Source organism: Sporolactobacillus nakayamae (assembly GCF_900113325.1).
Taxonomy (GTDB): Bacteria; Bacillota; Bacilli; order Bacillales; family Sporolactobacillaceae; genus Sporolactobacillus; species Sporolactobacillus nakayamae.
In genome coordinates, this window is record NZ_FOOY01000008.1 from 152,379 (window position 1) to 173,097 (window position 20,719).

The 20,719-nt window shown below is 41.7% G+C and carries 22 protein-coding genes and 1 pseudogene; 8 read left to right on the forward strand and 15 right to left on the reverse strand.

Annotation, left to right across the window (positions count from 1 at the left end):
- On the forward strand, positions 1-217 hold a 217-nt coding region (locus tag BM003_RS17825; RefSeq protein ID WP_218143228.1), incomplete at its 5' end, for a hypothetical protein.
- A 195-nt stretch (positions 218-412) separates the two neighbouring features.
- On the opposite strand, the gene BM003_RS06935 is transcribed toward BM003_RS17825, so the two are convergent.
- The 3 genes from BM003_RS06935 to BM003_RS06945 are packed head-to-tail and all read right to left on the reverse strand — an operon-like array spanning position 413 to position 4,007.
- Positions 413-1,561, reverse strand: coding sequence for a toxic anion resistance protein (locus BM003_RS06935; protein WP_093671458.1), 1,149 nt, complete (start codon positions 1,559-1,561; stop codon positions 413-415).
- 17 nt (positions 1,562-1,578) lie between these two features.
- The gene (locus BM003_RS06940) at positions 1,579-3,261 is read right to left on the reverse strand and encodes a VWA domain-containing protein (RefSeq protein WP_093671460.1); all 1,683 of its coding nucleotides are present in this window, start codon (positions 3,259-3,261) and stop codon (positions 1,579-1,581) included.
- Positions 3,258-4,007 carry a hypothetical protein gene (locus tag BM003_RS06945; protein ID WP_093671462.1) on the reverse strand — a complete coding sequence of 250 codons (750 nt, stop codon included), beginning with the start codon at positions 4,005-4,007 and terminating at the stop codon, positions 3,258-3,260. Before BM003_RS06945 ends, BM003_RS06940 begins: the two co-directional genes overlap by 4 nt.
- Before the next feature lie 459 nt (positions 4,008-4,466).
- On the opposite strand from BM003_RS06945, the gene BM003_RS06950 reads away from it, so the two are divergent.
- Both BM003_RS06950 and splB read left to right on the forward strand, forming a co-directional pair.
- Positions 4,467-4,700 (forward strand): transcriptional regulator SplA domain-containing protein, encoded by a 234-nt coding sequence (locus BM003_RS06950; protein ID WP_093671464.1) that lies wholly within the window; start codon positions 4,467-4,469, stop codon positions 4,698-4,700.
- Positions 4,701-4,717: 17 nt separating this feature from the next.
- On the forward strand, positions 4,718-5,746 hold the full coding sequence (gene splB, locus BM003_RS06955) for a spore photoproduct lyase (RefSeq protein ID WP_093671466.1): 1,029 nt from the start codon (positions 4,718-4,720) through the stop codon (positions 5,744-5,746).
- Positions 5,747-5,803: 57 nt separating this feature from the next.
- On the opposite strand, the gene BM003_RS06960 is transcribed toward splB, so the two are convergent.
- Entirely contained in the window at positions 5,804-6,598 is a 795-nt protein-coding gene (locus BM003_RS06960) for an alpha/beta fold hydrolase (RefSeq protein WP_093671468.1), read from the reverse strand.
- A gap of 129 nt (positions 6,599-6,727) precedes the next feature.
- On the opposite strand from BM003_RS06960, the gene BM003_RS06965 reads away from it, so the two are divergent.
- Positions 6,728-7,414 carry an alpha/beta hydrolase gene (locus tag BM003_RS06965; RefSeq protein WP_093671470.1) on the forward strand — a complete coding sequence of 229 codons (687 nt, stop codon included), beginning with the start codon at positions 6,728-6,730 and terminating at the stop codon, positions 7,412-7,414.
- Positions 7,415-8,238: 824 nt separating this feature from the next.
- On the opposite strand, the gene BM003_RS06970 is transcribed toward BM003_RS06965, so the two are convergent.
- From BM003_RS06970 to BM003_RS06995, 6 genes are all read right to left on the reverse strand, one after another.
- A complete protein-coding gene (locus BM003_RS06970; protein WP_093671472.1) occupies positions 8,239-8,979 on the reverse strand; it encodes a class I SAM-dependent methyltransferase in 741 nt (246 codons plus the stop codon).
- Between the two features lie 179 nt (positions 8,980-9,158).
- A complete protein-coding gene (locus BM003_RS06975) occupies positions 9,159-10,001 on the reverse strand; it encodes a metallophosphoesterase family protein (RefSeq protein ID WP_093671474.1) in 843 nt (280 codons plus the stop codon).
- A 22-nt stretch (positions 10,002-10,023) separates the two neighbouring features.
- The gene (locus BM003_RS06980; RefSeq protein WP_093671476.1) at positions 10,024-10,467 is read right to left on the reverse strand and encodes a hypothetical protein; all 444 of its coding nucleotides are present in this window, start codon (positions 10,465-10,467) and stop codon (positions 10,024-10,026) included.
- Between the two features lie 75 nt (positions 10,468-10,542).
- Complete coding sequence (locus BM003_RS06985) at positions 10,543-11,016, reverse strand: GNAT family N-acetyltransferase (RefSeq protein ID WP_177184684.1); 474 nt, start codon at positions 11,014-11,016, stop codon at positions 10,543-10,545.
- A gap of 21 nt (positions 11,017-11,037) precedes the next feature.
- Positions 11,038-11,262: a divalent cation tolerance protein CutA gene (cutA, locus tag BM003_RS06990; protein ID WP_425441042.1), complete on the reverse strand. Its 225-nt coding sequence runs from the start codon at positions 11,260-11,262 to the stop codon at positions 11,038-11,040.
- Between the two features lie 127 nt (positions 11,263-11,389).
- Positions 11,390-11,758 (reverse strand): MerR family transcriptional regulator, encoded by a 369-nt coding sequence (locus BM003_RS06995; protein WP_093671482.1) that lies wholly within the window; start codon positions 11,756-11,758, stop codon positions 11,390-11,392.
- An 81-nt stretch (positions 11,759-11,839) separates the two neighbouring features.
- Between BM003_RS06995 and BM003_RS07000 the strand changes: the two genes are divergently transcribed.
- Complete coding sequence (locus BM003_RS07000) at positions 11,840-12,220, forward strand: carboxymuconolactone decarboxylase family protein (RefSeq protein ID WP_245734120.1); 381 nt, start codon at positions 11,840-11,842, stop codon at positions 12,218-12,220.
- A gap of 86 nt (positions 12,221-12,306) precedes the next feature.
- On the opposite strand, the gene BM003_RS07005 is transcribed toward BM003_RS07000, so the two are convergent.
- From BM003_RS07005 to BM003_RS07020, 4 genes and pseudogenes are all read right to left on the reverse strand, one after another.
- The gene (locus tag BM003_RS07005; protein WP_218143229.1) at positions 12,307-12,747 is read right to left on the reverse strand and encodes a GNAT family N-acetyltransferase; all 441 of its coding nucleotides are present in this window, start codon (positions 12,745-12,747) and stop codon (positions 12,307-12,309) included.
- 65 nt (positions 12,748-12,812) lie between these two features.
- Positions 12,813-13,234: pseudogene (locus BM003_RS07010) on the reverse strand (GNAT family N-acetyltransferase).
- A 249-nt stretch (positions 13,235-13,483) separates the two neighbouring features.
- The gene (locus BM003_RS07015; protein WP_093671487.1) at positions 13,484-14,152 is read right to left on the reverse strand and encodes an HAD family hydrolase; all 669 of its coding nucleotides are present in this window, start codon (positions 14,150-14,152) and stop codon (positions 13,484-13,486) included.
- A 14-nt stretch (positions 14,153-14,166) separates the two neighbouring features.
- Positions 14,167-14,676, reverse strand: coding sequence for a GNAT family N-acetyltransferase (locus BM003_RS07020; protein WP_093671489.1), 510 nt, complete (start codon positions 14,674-14,676; stop codon positions 14,167-14,169).
- Positions 14,677-14,786: 110 nt separating this feature from the next.
- On the opposite strand from BM003_RS07020, the gene BM003_RS07025 reads away from it, so the two are divergent.
- From BM003_RS07025 to BM003_RS07035, 3 genes are all read left to right on the forward strand, one after another.
- On the forward strand, positions 14,787-15,245 hold the full coding sequence (locus BM003_RS07025) for a hypothetical protein (RefSeq protein WP_093671491.1): 459 nt from the start codon (positions 14,787-14,789) through the stop codon (positions 15,243-15,245).
- A gap of 897 nt (positions 15,246-16,142) precedes the next feature.
- Positions 16,143-17,135, forward strand: a complete 993-nt coding sequence (locus tag BM003_RS07030; protein ID WP_093671493.1) for a Gfo/Idh/MocA family protein — start codon at positions 16,143-16,145, stop codon at positions 17,133-17,135.
- 14 nt (positions 17,136-17,149) lie between these two features.
- On the forward strand, positions 17,150-17,995 hold the full coding sequence (locus BM003_RS07035) for a MurR/RpiR family transcriptional regulator (RefSeq protein ID WP_093671495.1): 846 nt from the start codon (positions 17,150-17,152) through the stop codon (positions 17,993-17,995).
- A 606-nt stretch (positions 17,996-18,601) separates the two neighbouring features.
- On the opposite strand, the gene metG is transcribed toward BM003_RS07035, so the two are convergent.
- Positions 18,602-20,236, reverse strand: a complete 1,635-nt coding sequence (metG, locus tag BM003_RS07050; RefSeq protein ID WP_093671501.1) for a methionine--tRNA ligase — start codon at positions 20,234-20,236, stop codon at positions 18,602-18,604.
- Positions 20,237-20,719: the final 483 nt, after the last annotated feature.

A 20,719-nucleotide genomic window follows, 5' to 3' on the forward strand; every position in this document is an offset into this window, starting at 1 on the left:
ATCAGCGTTCAGAGAAAAGAATCAGCGTTCAGGCAAAATTATCAGCGTTCAGAGAAAAGAATCAGCGTTCAACTTCTCCCCTCTTGGATTCGACTTTCCGATGGTTCGGTTCTACTTCGGGTCTTCGGTTCGACTTCTCCTCTCTTGGGTTCGACTTTGGTCGCGTTCGGTTCTACTTTCCGATGGTTCGGTTCTACTTTTTTCCTCGCTAGGTTGAACTTCAATATTCGGTCTAACACCTTCTCTTATAGGTTTACTGCGTTTCTTCCGTCTACTTTACACGAAAGACAGACTTCGGGGGAATGTCCTAGAATTTTTCTTTATCATGGACTACAACTGCCAAACCAGATTTCTGTAGAAAACAAACCGCCCTCCTGCTTAGGAAGACGGGTTTCATCATATTTCGTTCATTTTACAGAGATAGTTGTGACCCATTCTCAAACCGTTTGATTTGTTTCTCTCCGCTGTCTGCCAATTCTCTGAATTGGTTGATCGTTTCGCGCATCTTTGGCAGCGCTTCTTGCTTGTAGGCGCTGATTGAGTCAAGCGCGGAGAGCACATCAACGAACGCTGTTTTCAGCGTCTCCACTGATACACCGGTTTCCATCGCTTGTTTCTGGATGTCGGCACCCTGTTCTTTGAGCATCTTGGACGTTCCGGAAATGAACATGTTCGTTGTCTTGTTCAACGATTCAATCTTGCTGAGCACAATCTTCTGATTATACAAGGCACTCGCAACCGTTACCGCATTGCGCAACGCGGACAGAGTTACTGTCTTTGCCCGTTCGACTCCGCGAATAAGCTCCTTGTTGTTACGCATGACTACTTCATAAGCGATAATCCCCTGCTGGTTGACGACCAGCATCTGCTGCATATCCATAACACGCTGCCGCAACGGAAAAAGGATTTCTTCGGTAACAAAACGCACCTTTTCCGAATTTTCATCTTCACTCTTGGCTTGCTCTATGCTTACTTCAATGGAGTGATCCATTAATGAACCCAATTCGATATTCGTCTGCAGTTTCTTTGTGATTTCACGCAACGTCTGCTGTTCGAGGAGCAGCGTTTTATTATCATCGGTTAGTACTCTTTTGCCTTTGTCGAGCGATTCAACGATGTCACCGATGACTGCATCGGCTTTTTGGTACTTTTTAAAGTAAGCACGCAGCGGATTAAAAAGTTTGCCAAGAAAACCGGTCTTTGTGAAGTCGACAACGCTTGGATCAAGATCTTGCAGCTGCGTTTGCAACTCCGTTAACCCCTTAGCGACCGCACCGCCTTCGTCACCCGACTTTGAAAGTTTGCCCACCGATACCTTCAGCAGAGAATTTTTGCTTGCTGAGCTTCTCAGTGTATCCAGGCCAAAGCTTTCAACGGATTGCAGCATTTCGGTTCGTTCACCAAATGAGGTGGTCGCTGTCGGATCAATCTTCATAATCTCAGCAACATTTTTATCTGCCGTTTCTTTGATTTTCTGCATTTCTTCTGATATAGGTTTTACTTGTTCCTCTACTTGAGCCTTAACCTCGTTTTCATTAACCACTTCCATTGAAAATCCCATCGACCGATCTCCTCTCCTTACAACTGTACGTTGAATAGGTTTTTAATTTTATAAATGACATCATCCGTGTCGGCATTGATTGAAGCTGCTTCATTGATGTTTGAGACTTTTTCGAGATCCTTTAGATTGGCATTGTATCCAATGGTATAAATGGGCATTTTATATGCTTTTATTAAGCCTTTTACTTCATCGAGCGAATGGCCGCCGTTTGTTTCTCCATCTGTTAACACAAAGATGATCGGTCTTGTATTTGGATTTTTCTTCATTTGGTCCTGAAGCATCCTAATTGCGACAATGATGCCGTCATAGGTTGCTGTCCCTCCACTAGCCTCTAAGCGCTCCACCGCACCAACGAATTTAGACTGTTGTTCAATCGTATACTTGCCGATTGGCAAATTAATTGATACATCATTTGCATAGGACACTAACCCAATGCTGTTCTGTCTTCCGAGATATTTTTGAGATTGCAGTAATGATTTCTTCAATTGATTGAGTGGTGCCCCGCCCATGCTGCCTGAAGTATCCGCGACAAAGACGGCCGAAATTGGTTTTTGAAGATCCTTCTTTTCTTTCCATAGCGCTTGAGCAGATGTAAGCGTCGCGCCGTCTACCCCGCTGTATTCTGATTTGTAATTTGATTCATGATTAAACCCATATTTACTTCCCAATTCCTGATACTTCGTTTGCTTCGAAAAATCAGCGAATTTTTGCAAAATCTGTTTCTTTTCAGATGAGCTATTGCCTAAGGCATACAGCGGGCTGTCATGCCGAACCCCGAACGGCGTGAACGTATAATTCGCTTTGAGATCGGGCGCTTGGCTAAACGTCTGATACTCCATCACAAAACCGTCCAATGTACCTGATTTTGCCGCATCGCGCATCTGCAAGGTGGTCAGCGCCGTAAACGGAACGTTATTTTGGAATTTTTCAAAGCCGCTGACTGCTTTATTGCCAAGTAAGTTGCCAGCATCGAACGTATGCAGGATACTAATCAATAAATTTAATCCGGTGGAACTTGCATAAGGATCTGTATACCCCATGGTTAATTCGTTATTTGCCATTGCCTTGATTACCGTTTTGGCATCAATTTTCCCGTATTTTTTCTTGATTTCGTTATACTTGGAATTTTTCAATAAAATTCCAGGGACGTTCCCTACCATACTTTTTGAAATCATTTCTGTTTTTACACCGCTTGTCTTTGTCATCTCACCCCATAGCTCATTCGAGGGTGTGAATCCATCCGGTATATATTTCTTTGATTTGATGTAGTCGGTCGCCGTTCCTGATGCGATATTTCTGATCTTTACCGATACACGCTTCCCATCGACCGTTACGTTCGATTGATTAAAATCATCGGCTACTTTATTAATCCAACCATCCGCACCCGTACCCGATTTTTCTGTTGAAGAAAAAATTTCAACATAATCATTAGTCGTATTTTTCACAGACACATCAAATTTATTAATTGATGGGAGCTCAGACGCAACGTTGGCCGGATTAAGATCAATGCTCCCTTTAACCGCTTTTTCCTTGGTTATGTCGATATCAGAATACATTTTATTCAATATCTTCGCTTTGTTTTTATCCGTAACTTTTACGGGTTTAGAATTTGAGGTCAGCGATACCCCGATAAAAACAATTGCGAACACAACGAGAAGAACAACTGCCCCGAGTCCAATAAACTTGCCCGTATTATTCATTCATAAGCCCCCTCAGAATTCTTGTAATACTTCGTCTGGCTAATCAATTGATTCATTTCCTGCATACAAGGCAGATTGTCAACTTCTGACACATCTACCGTGTTCAAGTTGGAGATTTCCAGAATCAATTTGTCTAAGCTTGTCAGCACTTCTTCATTGATGTTCTTAGATGACTTGACTGAATCAATGTAGTGATTAAATAATTGCATTTTATCTTCCATCACATCTGCGGAAAAATCATTTGCGGCGCGCTTAATCTTCAAATATTCCCCCTCGTCAAAGACGCTTACCTTGACAATAATATTTCTAATATTGACGTAGAAGAGTTTCTCAACATCGGAGACAGGAGCCATAAACTTCTGATAGCTTAATTCTCCCTCGCCAAACCGATGGGCCAGCGTTCTTTTTACCGTATCCTTTTTCTTCTCTAAGCGCTCTGTTTGAGTTAAGACGGTGTCAATGTCGTTGCCAAATACCCTACTGTCTTTAAATTCCCTTAACGATTCCAAATAATCTTCTTTTGTTTCCAATTGAGGTATACTTCCCGCACCACGCGGTTTGAAGTAGATTAAATACAAGGCAGCGAGAACAACCATCGCACTCGCCAATAATAGCGTTACGCCAAGAGCAGTCTGAAATGCGCTCTCACCGCCAATGGCAACGCCTAAAAACCCGGGAGATAGAAAAAAAATATCTATAACAACAACCCCTGCTAATAGCCCAGAAAATTTCCAAAATCGATTCACTGCGAGTCCCCCATCCTCACTGCTTATTGATGATATTCAATAGCACTTGATTGATGTATTTTTCTTTGCAATGGGAAAAAATGTACTAGAGAAATGCTTGCCAAACAGAACGCAGCTTAAATGCGTCGATGACAATGTTCGAGGAAATGACATCAGTACTGACTTTTACTTATTAGAAGAAAATCAGGAATTCAATCAACAATAACATGTTGTTGCGCAATTGCTTTCGTGTGCGATCACGAGTCGTGTAGATCTTTTAACTGCTTGATGCACTCGATTAGAAAGAAATGAATGGTCTTCCTTTATTTTACCAGACAATCATGATCTGTTCGCAATAATTTATCTGTTTATTAAAAAAATCTCTTTATTCACAGGCACTCTTGCCCCTCCCAACGCATAACCGAACCCATTTCGGACATAATCACAAAGGAAAAGAATGAGAAGTCAGGAGGGATAGCAATGAAAAAAGAGGAGACACAGGTTGGCGATCTTGTCTATGTCATTTGCCGAAATCCGCACACAGCAACCGCCACATTGATTCAGGAAGCAGAAGTAGTTGAAAATCCGAATAAAAAAGAGGACAAGGTGCTCTCCCTAAATGATATGTACTATGAATTTGCCGAGGATGATGCGGTGTTCCCAACGATCGACGACGCGAAACGCGTATATAAGCAAATATATGATGAAGATTAAGGAGATGCGCAGTACTCATGGTAAAGCCCTTTGTTCCCCAGCTTGTCTACATTGAGCCTCGTGCGTTGGACTACCCACTTGGTCAAACGCTAAAGGATAAATTTGAAAATATGGGGATCGAGATTCGTGAAACGACCTCGCATAATCAAGTGCGCAATCTCCCAGGGACTAATGACTTTCAAAAATACCGCAACGCCAAATCAACTTTGGTCGTTGGCGTGAGAAAAACCTTGGATTTCCAAAGCTCTAAACCTTCTGCAGAATATGCTTTGCCGCTTGCAACCGGCTGCATGGGGCACTGTCATTACTGCTACCTGCAAACCACCATGGGCTCGAAGCCGTATATCAGAACCTACGTCAACGTCGATGAGATTCTCGAACGCTCCGATCAGTACATGGCCGAACGTGCGCCTGAGATCACACGATTTGAAGCGGCCTGCACCTCGGACATCGTCGGCATTGACCACTTAACCCATTCTCTGAAAAAGGCAATCGAATTTTTTGGCGCGCGCGATTTCGGCGAGCTGCGCTTTGTGACAAAGTTCGCTCATGTGGATCATTTACTAGACGCGCGACACAACGGACGAACCCGATTTCGTTTCAGCCTCAATGATGCGTACGTGATTAAATTTTTCGAAGCAGGAACATCCCGCCTAGTTGAACGGATCGAAGCGGCAAAAAAGGTGTCTGATGCCGGCTATCCGCTTGGCTTTATTATTGCACCGATCTACATTCACGATGGCTGGCAGGAAGGCTACCGCCAGCTTTTTGAAACACTGCATGACCAGTTTCCGGAAAAAACGGCCGTTCCGATCACATTTGAACTCATCCAGCATCGCTTCACCGGTCCGGCCAAACGCGTGATTGAAAAAAATTACCCGAATTCAAAACTGGTCATGAATAAAGACGAACGCCGCTATAAATGGGGACGCTACGGGATCGGAAAATACATCTATCAAAAAGAAGATGAAGCACTTCTGCAAGAAACAATTGAAGGCTACATCCATCACTATTTTCCAGATGCTGAGGTGGCATATTTTACGTAAAAAAACACATGCGCCGTGTTCCTTTTCACGGTACCCTGTGCTTTTTTTATTAGTTGATCAAATTTTCCACCGAATACCCTTAGCCGCTTTCTTTTTTACAAACTCTTTAATAAAGCTGTTTAGTTCTGACGCCGCCTTTGTTGGAATTTGGTGTTTGACGTTTTGAATCCATTTCAGTTCGTTATTCGGCAGGTGTTCATGCAGTATTTTTGCGTAACGAAAAAATCCGTGATCTTGGCGCCCAAAAATCAGTAATATCGGCAGTTGAATCTGATTCAATTGACGGGTGCAGGTGTAGGAGAGACTGTATTGATAGTACTCGGCCACATTTTTCCCTGATCCTCGTCGTTCTTCCCGCAGCATTTTCCAAAACGAAGAAAGTGTAGCCATATTTGTTCCGGCAATATAGAAACCTAATAGAGAAAGCGCCTTGAAACGTGCGAGTGTCGCTGCCAGAACCAGTTTACTTTTTAATGCCGCGTTGCTGACTTCAGACAGTCCGCTGACCAGGATTCCGCCCAATGCCCGATTCTGATACTTCAAGAAAAACTCGAGCGCGATTGATCCGCCGGTTGAATAACCGCAGATATAGGCCTGAGGAATGTTCAGATGATCAAGCAAATGCAGCATATCATCCGCGATGAGTGGGTAAGTCAAGGCCTCATCCGTGGATGAACTTCTTCCATGACCGCGTATGTCAAAAGTAATGATCTGATAACTCTTAGATAGTTCCTTCATTTGATTTAAAAAATTGAAATGGGTCAGTAAAGGAGGATGAACAAAAAGAATCGGAATTCCTTGACCTTGAACGTTGTAGTAGAGTTGGCAATCATCTACCTTGAAATAGGACATCGCGGTCACCTCAGAGAAATGAATTGCACCTAATTTCCCCCAAACTGTTTGTTTTTATTCAATTTTTTTGGGGCAATCTGGAATGATGCACCGTGGACACGGCAGACTAGGAGGTAAGGAAGTGATTAAATGAAGCAACCATTATGCATTATTATTCATGGATTCGCCGGAAATCCTTGGGAAGTGGAACCGCTGGCGCACGCGCTCGAACATTCCGGATTTGATGTCATCACCCCGCTTTTGCCCGGTCACGATCGGGATAAAAAGCATATGGAAAAGATCACTGCGCTGGACTGGCTGCAAGCGATTGAAAAAATGGTTATACAAGCAAAAGACGCCAAGAAAGAGATTCATCTGATTGGTTTTTCAATGGGTGCGATGATCGCCTCGATTACGGCTTCCCGTTATCCGATCTCGTCTCTAGTCTTGCTTTCTCCAGCGGTTTATGTGCTGACCCCTCATGTCTTCAAAATGAGACTGGATAGATTTCGTCACCGGAAGAAAAGAGGAGTGGAAGACTACGACTCGTCATTCACTCAAAAGATCCCAATTGCCAATGTCTTTCAGTTTCACAAGGTTGTCAGGCAGGCAAGACGGATTTTTCACAACGTTCATGTCCCGATGTGTATCATTCACGGTGAACGAGATGAAATGATCGATCCAAAGAGCGCTGAACTGATTTTTCACGCGGCTGCTTCGGAAGAAAAAGAACTGCACTATCTGCCTCATGCGCAGCATCACATTTGTCAAGGCGACGAGCGTGACAAGGTCATCCGTTTTGTGACTCTTTTTCTTAACAAGCATCGAGCTTTATAATCCACAGGCATTTGGCTTATTAGAAAACTTGGCTTTGTCAAACCCTGACGAAGCCTTAGTTGCATTTCACTAGATCCCTCCAAATTGCTATACCTGCTTAATTGTGTTAGAAAAAAAAGCGCCCGGCTTACTTCCGAAGGATGCCGTGGCTTTCGCTCCAAATGCGGTTTTAAATCATCAACCTTGAACAGACATTTCCTCATAAAATTAAAATAAGCGGAGTTTTTCCGCTTATATGCATCATAGCGCTTGTTTCACAGGTAAATAAGGGGAATTTTTCCGCTTATTCAAAGAAAATCCCCCCATTTTCACGTTTTTCGATTTGATAAGCGGAATTTTTCCGTCTATTTAAGCGATTTTTTCATTCATTTTCGAATTAAGCGGAATTTTTCCGGTTATTTCGCAGATTGGGCACTTACCTGATCGCCCAACTGAATCTTATGACCTTATCGTTATATCAACAGGCCAAATGCTAAACTTTCTTCTCTTGTTAGAAAACCTGGCTTCGCCAGGATCCGGCGATTCATGACTGTTTCTTGGCATACAAAAAAAGCAGGACCTGGTTTCTCAGCATTCTGAATTTTTGTTCGCTTTATTCTACTTATTCGCTTATGGCTCTTCTCGCATTTTTATTCACAATCGATTTAGAGTTAAAATAGGTAACAATAAAATAAGCGAGATAGATGACAAGGAGGATCTGCTTCATGCTGCGTACCTCATCACAAGAAAAATCAACAGAGCAAATCGATTCATGAGGCTAAGTTCCTGAAATATTGTCATGCGCCCCCCTTGCCATCGGAAACAACGAGACTAATAATCATGAATCACGAGTTAATTTTTGCTTTGGTTGCTTTAATTAAATAGGTTGACAGCCACGGCCCAGTCCACCACCCTATCCATCCAGTATTTTGACGACTTAGTTTTTTAAACGAGAGGGATTGAAGTGTCCGCATGTATTCCTTAGTTTTACTAATATCAACAATGATTAATGTTCCTCCAGGTTTCAACACTCTCGTTGCTTCACGAAGTGCATGGTCTCTTCCTTCTTTGCTTTTTATATTATGTATTGCTAAGCTGCTAAAAATAAAGTCAAAGCTTTCATCTTGCAAGGGAAGTTCCGTCATGTCTGCTGTTATTAATTGAATTTTATTTGATACATTTTCTATCAATGCATTCTTTTCCGTTGCATGTATATCATTGCCGGATTGGTCGACTTTCCGCCACAAATCAACCCCTACGGCTTCCCCACTACCTCCAAGAAATTTGGCAGCTTTAATTAAAACAGCACCATGCCCACATCCCAAATCCAATATTCTTGCATTTTCGGGTAGTCTTAACTTCGCAAAAACATTGCCCCAAATGAAGAATTTTCCCCGTAAAGACGTGTGCAAGTGGAGGCCTGCACCAATCAGCATAAATAGTGCATAGATTAAAATCCAGTATCCTGATTTTTGATCGTGAATCAACTCAATAATTGATATAAATAGAGCGCCACAACCAACTAGAACATATACTATAGGAACCCTAGGTGCATCAATTCCATAATGAGTTCGATGTTGCTCCAATGACCATCACCCCTTTAATTATTATCTGAATAAGGCATCACCTTCTTTTAATGCTCGAAGACAGAAACATGAACTGAATAAGCTTTGAATTAGAGCATGCAAAGTAGTGAACGGATACGATAATCCTTCTAAAATTATCATACTGCTTTATTTCGATGGACAGGTCTGTCCGTCATCAGTCAATGCAAATTTCTTAAGAACTCACGAACATCTTGTGCGAAATCGTAACGTTGGTTGATTTCTTTTAAAAAGGCTTTGTCATGCGTATGCGTTTTGCCAGTTTCCAGTTGTTCTTTATACAAAGTAAGGTAAGGAATATTCTTCCGTTTTGCTTCTTGAAGTTCTTTGTTTACGTCATAGCCGACTTTTCTGAAGTTGATTTGCGCCACACCTTGTTCATCAATTTCAAGAATGGCATACTGTGCGCGCCGATCAGCGCGGTGTTTCGCCCACTTGAAATAGGGCTGTCCCACAGAACCCGGGTTTATGATCAGCTGGTCATCACTGCTGTACCGCAACATCTGATGATGCACATGAGCGTAAATGGCAACATCACAGTGAGATTGTGTAAAAAGGTGGTCAAAATTTTGTTGCGTTTGATCCGGTGCCAAATCGCCGCCATAATTTTTATCCGGCAAGTTATGTGCGATGCTGATATTAAGTCCATTGACTGTCTTCGTTGTATGTAAAGGCAGACGCTTGATCATTTCTATTTGCGCGTTCTTTAAGGTTTCACATTGGTATTGAACAAGTCTTGTGACATAGATATCTGAGGGATCATTGAGGTCAACTTCCCCCGCAAGTGCTTCTAGAAGGCAGTCTTCCCAGTTTCCTTTTACATAAGCGGACACATTGATACTTTTCAGCAGTGCCAATAGATCAGACGAACCTGGCCCGGGCATGAAGAGATCTCCTAAAAACCAATAATCAGTGACCTTTTCCTGAATGGAGTCTTCAATGACCGCTTTTAATGCAGTTATATTTCCGTGAACATCGGCAAACAAGGCTATTTTGTGGTTCATGCTCTCTCCACCTCTCCTACCATTATTCCCGACCCCCGGCACCGGGCATGTCAAACGACTTTTTGGTTGTGGAAACGTGCTTGCCGTTGAGCACGACTTCTTTCAAATCGGATGGGTTTCTCACATGCAACGTAATCTGCGTCGTTTTACTTCCTGCATAGATGAGATTCTTTGAAGTATAAAGGTTTAAGGAGAGGGTGCTTGAGGGCTGTAATTGTGCAAGCTTTACCTTAGCGGATGAAGGAACTGAACCGGTAATGGAAACATAGTCGTATGATTTCGTGCTCTTTCGGACCACTACGTGATAATCGATTTTTGCCTCTGTTAGTTTAAATGATTGAAGATGATCCTTAACGCGTATTTGTTGCTTCACTTTGGCTAATGTGTCAAACGATGTGAAGATCTTACTAATAAGGACGGCTGCTAAAACACATACAAGGCCGAACATAATGAAACGTTTTTTCATCGTTTATAACCTCCCTAGACTATTTTTAACGTACTGCTCGGTGCAGCTGAAAAAAACGTCGGTTGGTGATGCCTCTCAGCTTTTGCCCCGAAAGACACTTATAGAGTAATTCGCTTCCGGATAATCCCCGAGATAGTCAAACCCATGCGTTTTGTAAAACGTTTTGAGCCTGTCATTGCCTGCCCAACAATCTAGATAAGCCGGTTTATGCTGTTTTTCAGCATAAAGAAGCGCAAATTTCATAATCTCAGATCCATAATTCTTCCCTTGATATTCAGGTAAAAGAGCAATTTTGTTGAGGTAGAGACTTTGAGGTTTAATGACGCATGTACTGATCGCATCAATTTCACTGATAAAAAAAGTACCAATCACATGATTTCCAAGCGTTAGCATAAAAGCTTGATTTTGTTTTAATGCATCCTCTATCGGTTCTTGATCCCATGGGTAATTCCACTGATTCACACCTTTTTCCTGCAGGTCTCTTGACACCTCGTTAAGAATCGTCAGGATTTGTGTGAGATCACTAGGTTTTGCAGCCCGTATATTCATCATCATTCACCTTTTCTTATGTCACAGCAAAGGAATGACATTAATGATTGGTTCTTCATACGGATGAATGGCTTTAATAATCGTTTTGACAGCATCAACCCGCTGAAGCTGACATCTAAATTCCATCTTGCATTCGGTCCCTGATGATACGTTACCTATTTCTCCATCATAGGGATTGGCACCTTCGAGCGGTCGCCAATAACCCTTAACTTCTGAATATGAGATAACGTTGTCATAGTTCCCCACTGTAAGAATACCGGCTTCATTTAATCGATTCCTAAGCGAAGCAATATAACGCTCAGGGATCAGCACTTCAATTTTACATGTGTTATCTGTCTCCTGCTGTAGTGAGGCTCACATTGCGCTGCCTAACTCATTGTTTATGATCGGCAATCATTGCTTCATAAGTTTCTATTTTCTTGTCTAGATGCCCCAAGTTATCTTCGAACTTTTCTATTTGTTTGATCATGGAGTGTCGGTGCGCCCGCAGCATCTCCATTCTTTCTTTCAACGTGACATCCCCTTCCTCCCTTAATCGCGCATATTTTTTTATCTTCCGAATCGGCATTGCTGTTTCTTTAAGTCTGAGTATGAAGTCAACCCACATTTTTATCTTTGTCCGTGTACTGTCTTTGATTGCTCCTATTTCTGTCCGGATGGACGAGTTTTCTTTTTCGTAGTAGCGAAGTGTATCGACGCTTAAACTTGTTAACTTGGAAAATTCGCCAATTGAGTAAACCATAAAAAGTCCTCCTTGATGCCTTGACATGGAGTTAACTCCAGCCATTACACTTTCATTGTACCAAAAAAGGAGATGGAAGAATTGGAAAAAAGTCGTTATGCAGCAGGTTTAGAAAAATTAAATGAAGTGGATGGAAAAGTGGGCGACATGGTTATCCAATCGTTGAAGGATATTGCGCCTGATCTTGGAAAATTTATTATTGAGTTTGCTTTTGGCGATATTTACACTCGCCCTGAGTTGGATTTAAGACAGCGTGAACTGATCACACTAAGTAGTCTCGCTTCGATTGGCGGAACGGAAAATCAGTTGCGCGTACACATTAACGGCGCATTGAATGTCGGCATCACCGCAAAAGAGATCTCTGAAATTTTTATTCAATGTATCCCTTATGTCGGATTCCCGAGAACGCTCAATGCTGTTGCTGTTGCAAAGGAAGTCTTCAAAGAAAGAAAATTGATTTAAGCAAGGCCCCAGCAATTTACTTTGAAAAAGGTAAGTTGCTTTTTTGGTTTTTATGTTTCCGAAACGATACGAGTGTCTGCCAAAACTTATTTAATTTCATAAATCATTAGATAGCCATCTAAACCAAGTCGATTGTCATGATAGTTACCGCCAATATCTTCAAATCCATTTTTTTGATAAAACTCATGGGCAGTTGACCTGGCATTTACTTTGATTTGTTTAAAATTTTTACTTTTTAAATCTTCAATCGCATAGTTTAGCAGTTTTGAACCCATTCCCTGCCTTTGAAAAACAGGTTCAACTGCAAAAGCAGTCAAGTGAGCCACTTGGGGTGCTTCAACAAAAATGCTAAACGTAGCAATGATCTTGTTATCCATTAAAACTGCATAGAAATCATTATCTTTTTCAATGGACAAATTTTCGCTGTAAATATCTTTCCCGATTGGTTTTCTTAAAACCTTATTTCTTAGCGCTAAAGCCTGTCTATAATAATCGTGATCAAGCGTTTTGTATTTGATCGTTCTCATCATTTGTTTCCCTGCCCCTTCTTGGATCATACTTTCTGATAACCGTTTCGACAGGATCGCATCTCTTATTTTTCATATCTCTTCTGCAAAAAGTATTGGTTAAATCCCTTTGGATGATTTTCAAGAGTGCCAAAAACTGTATACCCATGTTTTATATAAAATTCTGGTGCTTGGAAACTAAATGTATCAAGATAGACAAATCTACATCTATTTTTCAAAGCGTAATTTTCCATCTCTTTTAACAATGCACTTCCATAGCCTTTGCCTCTGACACGTTTATGAACCCACAAAAAATCTATATGTAAATGATGCCAAAACATAGTTCCTGTAATTCCACCAACAATTTTTTCCCTTCATCCTTTAAAATAAAGCTTACGTTTTCATTCGATGTTTTCAGTTCATCAGGAATTTGTTCCATATTATGTTCGATTACCTTTTTCTTAATAAATTCACTATCACTTTGCTTCCATTGTTGGATTATTTTCAAAAAATCACCTTCCTGAATAATGTAAGGTTATAACTGAGAAGCGCTGTTCGTTCACATCTTCCATCTACTGCATCACGGTTATTGATTTTTAATCAATAACATCTTTTTCATGACATTAATTAGTCTACTTGAAGCGTCGATACTATAAAGAAAGAAAACTTGACAGTCTTCAGATAATGCTCTGGGATTCACCTTTTCCTCTGCTAATCTCTTTAACTCACTGAAATCCATTTGTTAGTCCTCCATTCCTTACCGTTTTTTGTGCAACATTTTCCTTAGGTCATCAACGGCTCGAACGGTCATTGTCGGCACATAGTCCGAATTCTTCGGCTTCTGCAATCGAGCCATCCCTTGCAGAACGCGGATTGTTTTCATCCTGAGCTTGTTCGCCGGATAAATGTCGAAATCCAGCCGATCGCCAACCATATAAGCTTCACCTGGCGTGCAGCCGGCTTGCTCCAAAGCATAGGAAAAGATGCGTGCGTCCGGCTTTTTGATGCCAAGTTCACCGGATAGGGCAAAAACAGAAAAATACTCATGAATATTAAGCTTTTTCATCCGTTCCTGCGCATCATCGGATTGGTTTGCAATGATCCCTAAATGATAACGTGCAGACAAGTCGCTCAATAATTCGATTACCTTTGGATAGAGGAATTCTTGTTCTGGCAAATAAACGGCCTTGCTTCGCACAAATTCATACTGCTCATCATTTTCCACCAAGGAAGGAAGAACATCGTTCGCTGTGTGTTTATAGGCTTTGCAAGCTTCTTCTCTCAAGTGACGGATGTAATCGGCAGAGTATGAGCATCCGAGCGTTGCAAGTGCGCGACTCATTTGACGGACAATATAATTCTCCTGCGCACTTTCATCAATTAAGGTACTGCCCAAATCGAAAAAGATCCATTCTTTTGTTTCCAAGACACATCATCCTGTCAAATAAATTTATGTACATAAACACTTTCCAGCTCTTCTGAGTTAACGAATTGAAATCCGCAGTTCTTTAATACCTTAATTGACCCACTATTTGTCTTGAGCGCGTGAGCAATGATACCTTTACAGTTTGAATTTAAGCGCGCCCATTCCATTAACGTGTTCACCGCTTCGGTCATTAGCCCTTTTCTCCTAAAGTTTGGCGACATGCCATAACCAATCTCTGAGTATCCATTTTCATCAGGGGAGCCCTTGAATCCGATTAAGCCGATCCCCTTCATAGTTGCACGATCAACAATGATCCAATACGTGTACCATGGGTGCAGTTCTTCACTAATTTCATTCATTTTGTTAATTTTTTTTATAATTGCTGCCCGAAATGATTCTGAAATGGTTTCAGAGTCAAGTTGGATCTCCATTCGATCTGATTCCTTGTTTTTGATCCGCATAAGGTCATCAATCGACAAAGGTGTTAAAACCAAAACCCTCGACTGCAAATTTGTCGCGTCCACTTCGATTCCTCCTCATACTATTTTAACTTTTACGGCGCTTTCCCAAATATAAAGAGATGTGTAAATAAAGCCGTACAAGGAAAACATATAATAAAAAAAGGAATGACACAATGATCGGTCTGCTGCTTGCTGTCGCTCTCTTTAATAGCACTGCTTTTCTCATCAATAAACGACTCACCAAAAATCAAATCGTACATATTTGGACGTTTACCGTTGCCGTGCAGGTGCTTACTGATGGTTATTTGTGCAAAAAATACCATGCCTATTGGTATTTCTCAGGATCTCTTGAGTGGCCGACACTCTTTGTATTAACCGTATTGATCCCACCGATAAACATCATTTTCCTAAACGGTTATCCCTACGGAAAATCATTTTTTAAGCAGCTGATTTATATCCTTTTCTGGGATGTAGCGATTACCGGTTATGAACTGATTACACTTTTGCCCGAGCCATGGGGCTACTTTAACTACGGTTGGTGGCGAATAAGCTACTCGTTCATTGCCTACCCATTTTTACTGTGGATTGTCGCGGCGTACTATAAATGGATTCGAAAGATTGAAAAGGAGTAGCTCTTAGTAGATGCCGCAATCCTTAGTGCCGCGGCTGTTAATCCTTGCATGATCCCTAGTGAAGCGATCACATTCTTGCGTTTCTCAATACTAATAATATCAAGGACAAATTTTTTGTGACTATCAAATTGAAAGCCGAGTAAAATGGTTCGAAATAGACACAGTATCCTCTTGGTTGATTTAAAAAGCAGAGGGTGCTTTTTTATTGACATGGAATCCGGTCATGACCCCTGATCGTGCATTGATCGCTGATTTTCGTGCATAGAATTCGGGTTTTCATGCATTGGAGCACCGCTTTCGTGCATGAACCCGGCGTGACATTCTGTTTATGCATTGCGTGTGAACGCTGTTGCAAGTAAAGTCATACATTACCTTGCTCAAAATGAAAATTATTTTCATGGATGCTATTTAATTGACAAATACACCTCAAATAATTATATTAAAATTAGTTACAAAATAAAAATTCAAATTGAAATGAATTTCATTTTGTATGGCAAGACAATCGCTTGTAGAGTCTGTTCAAAAAGGAGGACAAAAAGAGCCGAGGTCAGGCAAATCGCCACGTCCTGTGGCATGCCTGACACTAGCTCGTCCTGAGCGTCGAAGATCAAGGAAGCGCAGTTTCGAGCTACCCGCGCGTACTTTCACAGGATGTGATGACTTCAACGTTGTGCACAGGACGTGCACGTTGTTAGTTGAAGTTCCCCTGCTAATACGTGAGGAGCGGAGAAACAAGCTGACACAGAACTTCCGCAGGATGCGGTGACTTCTGCGTTTTGCACAGGACGTGCATGCTGTTAGCAGAAGATCCTCATTGCCTTTTTCCCGGACTTTTTGAACACCCTCTTGTAGTGGTTTCGATCGTTTCAAAAAAAATTATTTGGAAGGATGAGTTAGATGAAAACGTATAATTGGGGTATGATTGGTACCGGATGGATCGCACATGAAATGGCTGATGCGTTAAATAGTGTCAATGGAGAAATTTATGCAGTGGCTGACGTTAACGAAGCCGCTTTACAGGCTTTCAGTGAGGAAAAAAAGATTCAGCGGACATTTACGAATCCTGATGATTTGCTAAAAGATCCAAATATTGATATCGTATACATTGCAACTCCCCATAATTTTCACTATGAATATATTATGAAAGCATTAGAAGCCGGTAAAAACGTATTTGCTGAGAAAGCAATAACGGTTAATTCCCGACAGTTAACTAATGTGAGACAATTAGCTGCTGAAAAAGGTTTGATTGTGACTGAAGGTTTAACCTTATTTCACATGCCGCTTTATAAAAAGGTAAAACAGCTGATCAGCGACGGAAAAATCGGTGATGTTAACTTAGTTCAAGTTAATTTTGGCAGTTTAAAAGATTATGATGTCAAAAACCGCTTCTTTAATAAAAACTTAGCCGGCGGTGCACTGCTTGACATTGGTGGTTATGCGACTGCCTTTGCCCGTTCATTCTTAAAGACACAACCTGTTAATGTTTTGACAACCGTTAAATATTTTGAGACCGGCGTCGATGAACAATCAGGTATTCTTCTGAAAAATTTAGATGATCAAATTGCGGTACTGTCATTGTCGATGCGCGCGAAACAACCGAAACGCGGAGTCATTTCAGGCACCAAAGGCTATATTGAAATATCGAATTATCCGCGTGCCACAGAAGCTGCTATAACCTTTACAGATGATGCGCACACGGAAACACATGAAGTAATTACGGCCGGAGATGCATCCCTTGCCTTGCAATACGAAGTTCAAGACATGCAAAGATATATTGAACAAGGCCATGATGACGGCGAATTTGCACTCTCCTACGACATTATGGACGTATTAACCAACGTACGAAATCAATGGGGGATGAAATACCCGTTTGATCGTACAGACTATTAAACAAGGACTGTAGCATGGAAGCGACTAATAAAGAATTCGTAAACAGAATCTACGCAAATTTAGGCAATTATTCTAAATCGGAAAAAAAGATCGTTGATTTAATTATCAGCGACCCCCAGTTTGTGATCAATGCGACCATTTCACAGCTGGCAAACCGATCCGGTATTAGCGAAGCATCAGTCTCGCGTTTCTGTAAACGAATTAATCTGAATGGATTTCATCATTTAAAAGTATTATTGGCACAGAGTTCATTAATTAATGCTGAATCGCCAAACAGTACCTCATTAACCAGTCACGATAAAGTTTTAGATAAATTAATGAGTGACAAGGAAGAGGAAATTCAAGCAACCTTAGAAGGTTTTGACAAAACACTCATCAAAAATACAATGAACGTCATTAAAGATGCTCGGCTAATTCAAATCATGGCAGAAGGCAATACATTTCCGGTCGCACTCGATGCTTGCTTTAAGTTCAATCAAATTGGTCGGTTAGCATTTACATCGAGTTCATGGGAAGTGGCTATGGGGCAGACGTTAAACTTAAATGACTCAGATGTGCTTATTGTCATTTCCAATTCAGGAGAATCCAGGCAGCTGCTCCAATTAATCGAGGTTGCTAAGAAAAACCAAGTAACGATTATCACGCTCACGAATAATGAGAGTTCTCCCATCGCCGCGCTGTCCGATCATAATGTGGTTACAGCCAGCAGAGGTACGATCTTTATGTCCGAGTATTTCTTTTCGAGAGTATCTGCCGTCACAGCAATCGAAGCGATTTTCATGCTGCTTATCGCAGATGATCCTCAGCTTAAGAGCAAGATTCAAGAGCATGAACTATTAATCGCGTCAAAAAAGATTTAACTAAAACAAAGCCCGCACTTTTACAGGTGTGGGCTTTGTTTTGGTTAGGAACATGCTCATTCCACATGCGCATTGTTTGCCAAGCGGGCACGCTCAACCTGAATCGAGCCCGTGCTCCACTTTTCTCCTGCCATACTCTTGATTAATCAGGGGAAAATTCAATTTAATCCGGGAAAAATCCACAACTATCCAGGAGATATTAATCCATATCCGTGAATCGAGCACGTGCTCCACTTTTCTCCTGCCATACTCTTGATTAATCAGGGGAAAATTCAATTTAATCCGGGAAAAATCCACAACTATCCAGGAGATATTAATCCATATCCGTGAATCGAGCACGTGCTCCCCTTATATCCTGCCAAACTCTTGATTAATCAGGGGAAAATTCAGTTTAATTATTTGTCAACGATTATTCCTGTTAATCAAACAAAGATAAAGCAATCCAAAGTTGGCTGTTCAATTGCCAAAATGGATTACTTTATTATGTGTTACTATTCATCTCAATCTGAGTTTTCTGAAGCAAAGGAATCGCGGAAAGCTCATTATTTTTAAAAACGAGACACTGCTGATATTAGTGGTTATTTCTTGAATTTTACTCGCTCTCTTTCATCCCTTTTCCTGATGTTTCAGTTTGTCCCGTTCCACTTGAATCTGATCCGGGTCGATGCGTATAAATAGCGGATCAAGGTGCTCCGGCAGTTTTCCCGGGCAATGAATGACCGTCCATTTAAATTCACCAAGATGAAGTTCCTCACCAAGTTTCTGACTGGAAAAAGGTAAGAATGGCGAAAGCAACTGAGCGAGATTGGCAATACTGAACACGCATGTATTTAAAGTTGCATAAGCCGATGCTTGATCAGATTTAAGCGTCTGCCACGGTTTTCGTTCATCAAAATACTTATTCAAGCTGCGAATCCACGAGAAAATTTCACTTAGCGCTGCTTTCAAATGTGCGGATTCAATCAGCCCACCAACCTTCTCGTAAAGCGCATGCGTTTCTTGTAAAATCTGCGAATCAACATGGTTTTCATCCACCTTAAAATCAGGCAGCTTTTCAATGAACTTTAAGGTACGATTGACAAAATTCCCATAAGCGCCGAGTAGTTCGCCGTTGTGGCTTTCGATAAACGCTTTCCAGGAAAAATCGGCGTCATGTGTTTCGGGTGCATTGATCAACAAAAAGTAACGGATACTGTCCGGATCATAACGTTCAAGAATGTCAGGTGCCCATACCGCCCAGTTGCGACTTGTGGACAGCTTCTTGCGCTCAAGTGTCACGTATTCATTAGAAACAAGATGCGTCGGCAGTGCTTTTTTGCCAATGCCGAGCAGAATGGCCGGCCATATAATCGTGTGAAACGGAACGTTGTCTTTCCCTTGAACGTAGTAGGAAACCGTTTGTTCATTCCAAAATTCAGAGATATCCTGGTGATGTTCTTCTCCCCAGCGGACGCTTGCCGAGTAATAGCCGGACACCGCCTCAATCCAAACATACACTTTTTTGTTCTCAAAGCCTTTGATCGGCACAGTGACACCGATCGGCAAATCGCGGGTGACGGCACGATCCTGCAAGCCTTCGTCTAAATAGCGCCGCGTGAGATTTAAGGCATTCTCCCGCCATTCGTTATTCTTTTTTGCCCGTTTATACAGCTGTTCCAAATCTGGTTGGAATTTACTCAGCGCAAAATAAAGATGCTCCACTTCGCGCAGTTCCGGTTTGTGACCGCAGATTTTACAGGTTGAATCAAGCAAGTCGACCGGATCAAGAATGGTCGAACACGCATCGCATTGATCACCGCGGGCATGTGCGCCGCAATGTGGACAGGTGCCCTCGACATAGCGATCAGGCAGAAACTGCGCGCAATACGTACAGTACATTTGCTTTGTTTTTTTGTGATAGATATAGCCGTTGTCATAAAGTTGTTTGAAAATATCCTGAACAACCTTGTGATGAATCGGTGTTGTGCGCGTGTAACAGTCATAGGTAAACCCAAGTTTCTCAAAACATCGCTGAAATGAATCATGATAGCGATCCGCAATCATTTTTGGCGAGACGCCTTCCTGTTTTGCGCGAATCGTGATCGGCGTTCCGTTGCAGTCACTTCCGGAAACATAGAGCACCTTTTCACCCTTCTGCCTGAAATAACGTGCCAAACAATCCCCTGGGATTAAGCTCGATAAATGCCCAAGATGAAGATCTCCATTCGCATAGGGCCATGCGCCCGCAATCAATACTGCCATTTTCCATCACTCCTTTTTTAAATAACAAAAAAGTCCCCGACCTCATACATTTGTCATGTATAAGGACGGGGACTTGTGTCCACGCGGTACCACCTTAATTTATCAGCAATTCGCATCACTGATCTCAGCGAGTACAGAGCGTCTGCTCGATACTCGGGTTTTGTTAACCGGGTTTCCGCCCGACCATAGCCTAACCACAAATGCCGCGGATCGGTATGGATGCTCAGAGGCCATTGTTCGGCTTGGGATTCTGCTTCTTTCACCAGTTACGAAGCTCTCTGCGGAGAATCCGGCTGCTTACTTCTTCTCGTCATCGCATGACGTATTTATTAAACACATTATATGCAGTTAAACAATGAGATGCAAGGTACCCGATACAACTTTTTTGGGTTAAATGATACGATTCCGATTTTTCGTTACGATTTTATCGGTGTTCGATACGATTTTCACTGAGTTCGATACAACTTTTCTCTCATTCGATAC